The organism is Rhodoferax sp., assembly GCF_034519335.1.
Taxonomy (GTDB): Bacteria; Pseudomonadota; Gammaproteobacteria; order Burkholderiales; family Burkholderiaceae_C; genus Allorhodoferax.
Genome location: NZ_JAXHOL010000008.1, coordinates 1 through 5,877, shown reverse-complemented (window position 1 = coordinate 5,877; position 5,877 = coordinate 1). Strand labels below are relative to the sequence as shown.

Genomic DNA, 5,877 nt, shown 5'->3' with positions numbered 1-5,877 from the left:
AGTTACGTATTGCTCCACAAGGGCCGACAGGCCCAGGGCATACGCCACGGGCATGCCAATGATCATGAGGACCAGGAACGATCCCAACAGTACAAACGCGTCCATCAGATGGCCTCCGGTTCTTCAATAGCGTGGTCAAAGGTCACGATGGCACGGGCGTGTTGCGAGCCAAACGCCAGGTGCTCAGCAATAAAAATGAAGGTAATGATTCCGCCCAGAGGTACGGGCAGGTAGGTGGCGCCTACGGGCATCCATGGGATTTCGCCAATGTTTTGGCCCCAGGTCTCGATGCACAGCTTGGAGCCATAAAACGCCATGAACAGCGCCACCACCACCATCAGGCCGTGCACCACATAGGCAGACACTTGGCGAAGCGCGCGCGGCAAGCGGTCTGTCACCATGGCCACGGCAATGTGGGAGCCTGCGCGGTAGGCCGCTGCGGCGCCCAAGAAGGTGAACACCACCATCAGCAAAATGGAAATCGGCTCAGGCCACTGCGAACCCGTACCGAGCACGTAGCGGGCGAAGATGCCCCAAGGAATGATCAGGGACATCAGGAAGATGGAGCCGCCTGACAGCCAGATACAGGCGGAGTAGAGCGCATCGCTCCAACGCAATAGTGTGTTTTTCATGGGATTCCAGGAGAGCAGGGCCAAGGGTGCCCGGCTCAGCGGGCACCCCATCCAAAGCGTTGGATTACTTGGTGGCGGCGATGCGTTGCATCAGGTCGGTGAACTTGGTGCCGTACTTGGCGCGCACAGGGGCTGTGGCGTCAAAGAACAGTTTTTGGTCCACGGGTACAAATTCCACACCTGCGGCCTTGAGCTTGGCGGAGTAGTCTTCCACGCTCTTGTCCCACAGCACGCGTTGTTCCATCTGGGCTTCGCGGGCCAGCTTCTTGACCAATGTTTTGTCATCAGCAGACAGCTTGTCCCATGCCACTTTGGACATCACCAGCAGCTCGGGGATGATCAAATGGTTGGTCTGTGCGTAGTACTTGGTGCCGGTGGTGTAGTGGTTGCTGGTAAACATGCTGGGCGGGTTGTTTTCCGCACCGTCAATCACGCCGGTTTGCAGCGCGCTGAACACTTCACCGTAGGCCATGGAGATGCCGTTGCCGCCCATGGCGTTCATGGTGTCCACAAACAGGGGGTTACCCATCATGCGCACCTTGATGCCCTTGAGGTCAGCCGGAGTCTTGACCAGCTTTTTGGTGTACAGGCTGCGTGCGCCGCCGTCCATCCAGCCCAGGCCTACCAGGCGTGCGGGGCTGGCTGTCACTTTGTCCAGCAGTTCGGCGCCAATGGGGCCGTCAATCACAGCGCGCATGTGGGGGATGTCACGGAACACAAAGGGCATGTTGAACACGTCCACATCGGGCACCACGGGGCCAACCACGCCCAGCGAAATGCGCACGATCTGGATGGCGCCAATCTGGGCTTGCTCAACGGCTTCTTTTTCCTGGCCCAACACGGCGCCGGGGAACATTTGCATCTTGATGCGGCCATTGGTGGCGGCTTCCAGTTTCTTGCCCATGCTTTCCACGGCCACCACGGTGGGGTAACCGGCAGGGTGGGTGTCGGTGGCCTTGAGCACGATGTTCTGGGCTTGTGCGCCCAGGGTGCTGCACAGCGCAATGGCGGCAATGGTCGAAGCCACAAAAGTTCTACGGAAAGTCATGCTTGTCTCCTCTATGGGATGGTTGGTGGAAAGAACGGAAAGTTATCGAACGGGAAACTGGGTAAACAGGGGCTCGGGCCGGCCTTGCACGCCGGGCTCCAGTACCAGCACGGCGCCGTCCAGCGTGGCGTCAAAGCCGGGTGCGGGTGTGACGGGCTGGATGGAGGTGACAAACAGGTGGCGCAGCTCGGGGCCGCCAAAGGCACACATGGCGGGTTTGCTCACGGGCACCGGGACGGACTGCAGCAGTACACCGGCAGGGCTGAAGCGGTGCACCTGGCCGGCGTCGTTGCCGCAAATCCAGTAGCAGCCCTCGGCATCTACGGCGGCGCCATCGGGGCGGCCGGGCAGGGGTTGCATGTCGACCCAGGCGGCTTGCGGACCCCAGGTGCCGGTGCCGCCGTCAAAGGTGTGTTGCCAAATTTTTTGCACACTGGGGTGCGAGTCCGAGAGGTAGGCAGTGCTGCCATCGGGGCTGAAAGCCATGCCGTTGGGCGTGATGTAGCCGTCCAGCACCGGGCCGCGCAGGCCCTGGCTGTCCAGGCAATAAATGCCGCCAGACGCGCTACCCAGACCCATGTCGCGCACCATGGTGCCGGCCCACAGGCGGCCTTGTGCATCGCAGCGGCCGTCGTTAAAACGCATGCCGGGCTGCGGGTGGCTGATGGTGGCCAGGCATTTCACGCTGACGTTGGGTGCATCTTGCAGCTCCATCTCAAAGATGCCGCTTTCCATGGCCGCAATCACGGTGCCACGGTTGCTCAGTGCAATACACCCCACACGCTCGGCCAGGGCCCAGCTGTGCTGTGCACGGCTGGCCCAATCCAGGCGGTGGATGCGCTGGCTTTCAATGTCGACCCAATACAAGGCCTGGGTGGCGACCGACCACACGGGCGATTCGCCCACGCGGTCGCGGGCACTGCTGATGGCAAACACGCTGAACATCGGGCGCCTTATTTGCCTGCCTTGTGGGTGGTCATGGGCTCGCCCTGAAACAGGAAGCCACCGCCCTGGTAAATCGCGGCCGGGTCGGTGATGTCGGGCTGCGGTGTGCGGGCGTAGACCGCCTCACGGAACGGGTCCGAGCTGTCTTGCGGCACATAACCCACATGGCGGGCGGCGCTGTTGTCATACCAGATGACGGCGTTGTCGGACATGCCGAAGATGGGTGTGTGGCCCAGGATGGGGGTGGTCAGGCAGGCGGTGACCAGGCGGTGCAGGTCATCAAAGCTCAACCAGCTAGCCAGCATGCGGCGGTCTTTGGGTTCGGCAAAGCTGGAGCCAATGCGCACGCAGGCGGTCTCGATGCCGTAGCGGTCGTAATACATGCGCGACAGGTCCTCGCCAAAGGCTTTGCTCACGCCATACAGGCTGTCGGGACGGGCCGGGTGGTTGAGCGTGATGGTTTCGCTTTGCTTGTAGAAGCCGGTCACATGGTTGGAGCTGGCAAACACCACGCGCTTCACGCCGTGCTTGCGGGCAGCTTCGTACAAGTTGTAGACGCCCAGAATGTTGGCCTGCATGATGGGCTCAAAGGCCGCTTCGACCGAGATGCCGCCAAAGTGCACGATGGCCTGGCAGCCTTGCACCATGGCGTCCACGGCAGCCGCATCGGCCAGGTCGGCCAGCACCACCTCTTCACCGGTACGGGCGGGCCCAAAATCGGCGCGATCGGAGAGGCGCAGCACCTCGCAATTGGCCTTCAGGCGCTCGCGCATGGCTGTGCCCAAACCGCCGGCGGCGCCGGTCATCAGCAAAGTGTGGTGTACTTTGATCGTCATGAAATGTATGCTGTCTTGTCAGTTGTATGTTGTCTGATGTGTTAAATTGTCAACACCTGTTCCAACCGAGTCAAGGGCTTTTCCATGGACCTAGTGCAAACCCCTAGAGCCTCTGTCGCGCAACCGTTACCCGTCGAACCCGGGGACGCCGTGCGCCCGCGTCGCGCCCGCGGTCTGGTGCAAGAGGTGGTGGAAAGTCTGGCGGCCAGCATCCGCGAAGGGGCCATCCAGCCCGGTGCCAAGCTGCCCACCGAATCCGAAATCATGGTCCGCTATGAGGTGAGCCGCACCGTGGTGCGCGAAGCCATTTCGCGCCTGCAGGCCAACCGCTTGGTGGAGACACGGCATGGCGTGGGCACCTTTGCGCTGGCGCCGCAAAGCAGTGGCAACTTTCAGATTGCCGATGTGGACTTTGCCACCGTGGCCGACGTGATTGCCCTGCTGGAGCTGCGTATTTCGCTGGAGACCGAGGCCGCTGGCCTGGCCGCCCAGCGCCGCACCGAGGCGAACTTGCAAGCCATGCAAGCCATGCTCGATGCCTTCCAAACGTCTATCCAGGAAGACTCGGATGCCGTGCCGTCCGACTTCAGCTTTCATATGGAAGTGGCCAAATCCACGGGCAACCGCCACTTCGCCGATCTGATGACCTACCTGGGCACCATGATCATTCCGCGCACCCGCATCAACACCGCCAGCAGCGCGCCAGAAGGGCGCTTGGCCTACTTGAGCCGGGTGCACGGCGAGCATGAATACATCTTCAACGCCATCCGCAACCAGGACGCCGATGCCGCCCGCGCGGCCATGCGTACGCACTTGGCGAACAGCAAAGACCGGCTCAGAAAGTCCCAGCCCGACGCCGTTTAGTTGTATGATGTCTGATATGTAGGGGCGCCACCCATCCCTTCCCTCATCTGAGCGCCCCACAGAGGAGACTGACATGACCCACCCCGAATCTGGCGCCGTGCGTGGCGCGCCTACCGTCACCGCCCTGCGTGTCATCCCGGTTGCAGGCCACGACGGCATGCTGATGAATCTGAGCGGTGCGCATGCGCCGTTTTTCACGCGCAACATCGTCACCCTGACCGACAGCAGCGGCAACACTGGCGTGGGCGAAGTGCCCGGTGGCGAGAAGATCCGCCAGACCCTGGAAGATGCCGCCGCCCTGGTGGTGGGCCAATCCATCGGCAACTACAACGCCATCCTCAACCGCATGCGCGAAGCCTTTGCCGTGCGCGACAGCGGCGGCCGCGGCCTGCAGACATTCGATTTGCGCATCGCCATCCATGCCGTCACCGCCGTGGAAAGTGCGCTGCTCGACTTGCTGGGCAAGTTCCTGGGCGTGCCGGTGGCAGCGCTCTTGGGCGATGGCCAGCAGCGCAGCAGCGTGGCCGTGCTGGGCTACCTGTTCTATGTGGGTGACCGCACGGCCACCGACTTGCCCTACATCAGCGAGCCCGATGAAGCTGACGACTGGAAGCGCCTGCGCCACGAGAAGGCGATGGACGCCGACGGCGTGGTGCGCCTGGCCGAGGCGGCCTATGCGCGCTATGGGTTTCAGGACTTCAAACTCAAGGGCGGCGTGCTGCGCGGCGAAGAAGAGGTGGAGGCCATCCGGGCGCTGCACGCACGCTTCCCCCAGGCTCGCATCACGCTGGACCCGAACGGTGGCTGGCTGCTCAAAGACGCCATTCGCCTGACCCGCGACCTGCATGGCGTGATGGCCTATGCCGAAGACCCCTGCGGTGCCGAAGGCGTGTTCTCCGGCCGCGAAGTGGTGGCCGAATTCCGCCGTGCCACGGGCCTGCCCACCGCCACCAACATGATTGCGACCGACTGGCGCGAGCTGGCCCATTCGCTGGCCCTGCAGTCCGTGGATATTCCGCTGGCCGACCCGCACTTCTGGACCATGCAAGGCTCCGTGCGCGTGGCGCAGGTCTGTGAGACCTGGGGCCTCACCTGGGGTTCGCATTCCAACAACCACTTCGATGTGTCGCTGGCCATGTTCACCCATGTGGCTTCTGCCGCGCCCGGCAAGGTCACCGCGATTGACACGCACTGGATCTGGCAAGACGGCCAGCGCCTGACCAAGGACCCGCTGCAAATCGTGGGCGGGCAGATCGCCGTGCCCACTACGCCTGGCCTGGGTGTGGAGCTGGACATGGTGGAAGTGGAGAAAGCCCACCAGCTGTACCTGCAACACGGCCTGGGCGCGCGCAACGACGCCATGGCCATGCAGTACCTGATCCCCGGCTGGACCTTCAACCCCAAGAGCCCCGCCCTGGTGCGCTGACGCCGGAAAGCTCCAGCCATGGAGTTTGAAGCCAAATGGGCCTCCAGCCCCCGTGGAATAAGCGCAAGCAGCTCCTGTTTTAGGAGCGCTTTAGCGTGCCGCCTCTGCCAGTTGGATGGCGAGGCG

Annotated in this window: 6 protein-coding genes; 2 read left to right on the top strand and 4 right to left on the bottom strand. The window is 62.7% G+C overall.

All coding sequences use genetic code 11. The annotated features are described in order from the left end of the window. Positions 1-104 precede the first annotated feature (104 nt). The 4 genes from U5O12_RS05210 to U5O12_RS05195 all read right to left on the bottom strand — a co-directional run bounded on the left by U5O12_RS05210 (position 105) and on the right by U5O12_RS05195 (position 3,461). Entirely contained in the window at positions 105-632 is a 528-nt protein-coding gene (locus tag U5O12_RS05210) for a TRAP transporter small permease (RefSeq protein WP_322577621.1), read from the bottom strand. 64 nt (positions 633-696) lie between these two features. Further along, positions 697-1,680: a TRAP transporter substrate-binding protein gene (locus U5O12_RS05205; RefSeq protein WP_322577620.1), complete on the bottom strand. Its 984-nt coding sequence runs from the start codon at positions 1,678-1,680 to the stop codon at positions 697-699. Between the two features lie 42 nt (positions 1,681-1,722). Further along, positions 1,723-2,625: an SMP-30/gluconolactonase/LRE family protein gene (locus U5O12_RS05200; RefSeq protein ID WP_322577619.1), complete on the bottom strand. Its 903-nt coding sequence runs from the start codon at positions 2,623-2,625 to the stop codon at positions 1,723-1,725. An 8-nt stretch (positions 2,626-2,633) separates the two neighbouring features. Beyond that, a complete protein-coding gene (locus tag U5O12_RS05195) occupies positions 2,634-3,461 on the bottom strand; it encodes an NAD(P)-dependent oxidoreductase (RefSeq protein ID WP_322577618.1) in 828 nt (275 codons plus the stop codon). An 84-nt stretch (positions 3,462-3,545) separates the two neighbouring features. Here U5O12_RS05195 and U5O12_RS05190 point away from each other — a divergent pair, with 84 nt between their 5' ends. Continuing rightward, a complete protein-coding gene (locus U5O12_RS05190) occupies positions 3,546-4,325 on the top strand; it encodes a FadR/GntR family transcriptional regulator (protein ID WP_322577617.1) in 780 nt (259 codons plus the stop codon). Positions 4,326-4,398: 73 nt separating this feature from the next. Continuing rightward, a complete protein-coding gene (gene gudD, locus U5O12_RS05185) occupies positions 4,399-5,751 on the top strand; it encodes a glucarate dehydratase (RefSeq protein WP_322577616.1) in 1,353 nt (450 codons plus the stop codon). Positions 5,752-5,877: the final 126 nt, after the last annotated feature.

Coding starts and splice junctions, on each gene's coding strand:
- U5O12_RS05205 (WP_322577620.1), bottom strand. CDS start 1,680: ATGACTTTCCGTAGAACTTTTGTGGCTTCGACCATTGCCGCCATTGCG.
- U5O12_RS05195 (WP_322577618.1), bottom strand. CDS start 3,461: ATGACGATCAAAGTACACCACACTTTGCTGATGACCGGCGCCGCCGGC.
- gudD (WP_322577616.1), top strand. CDS start 4,399: ATGACCCACCCCGAATCTGGCGCCGTGCGTGGCGCGCCTACCGTCACC.
- U5O12_RS05200 (WP_322577619.1), bottom strand. CDS start 2,625: ATGTTCAGCGTGTTTGCCATCAGCAGTGCCCGCGACCGCGTGGGCGAA.
- U5O12_RS05190 (WP_322577617.1), top strand. CDS start 3,546: ATGGACCTAGTGCAAACCCCTAGAGCCTCTGTCGCGCAACCGTTACCC.
- U5O12_RS05210 (WP_322577621.1), bottom strand. CDS start 632: ATGAAAAACACACTATTGCGTTGGAGCGATGCGCTCTACTCCGCCTGT.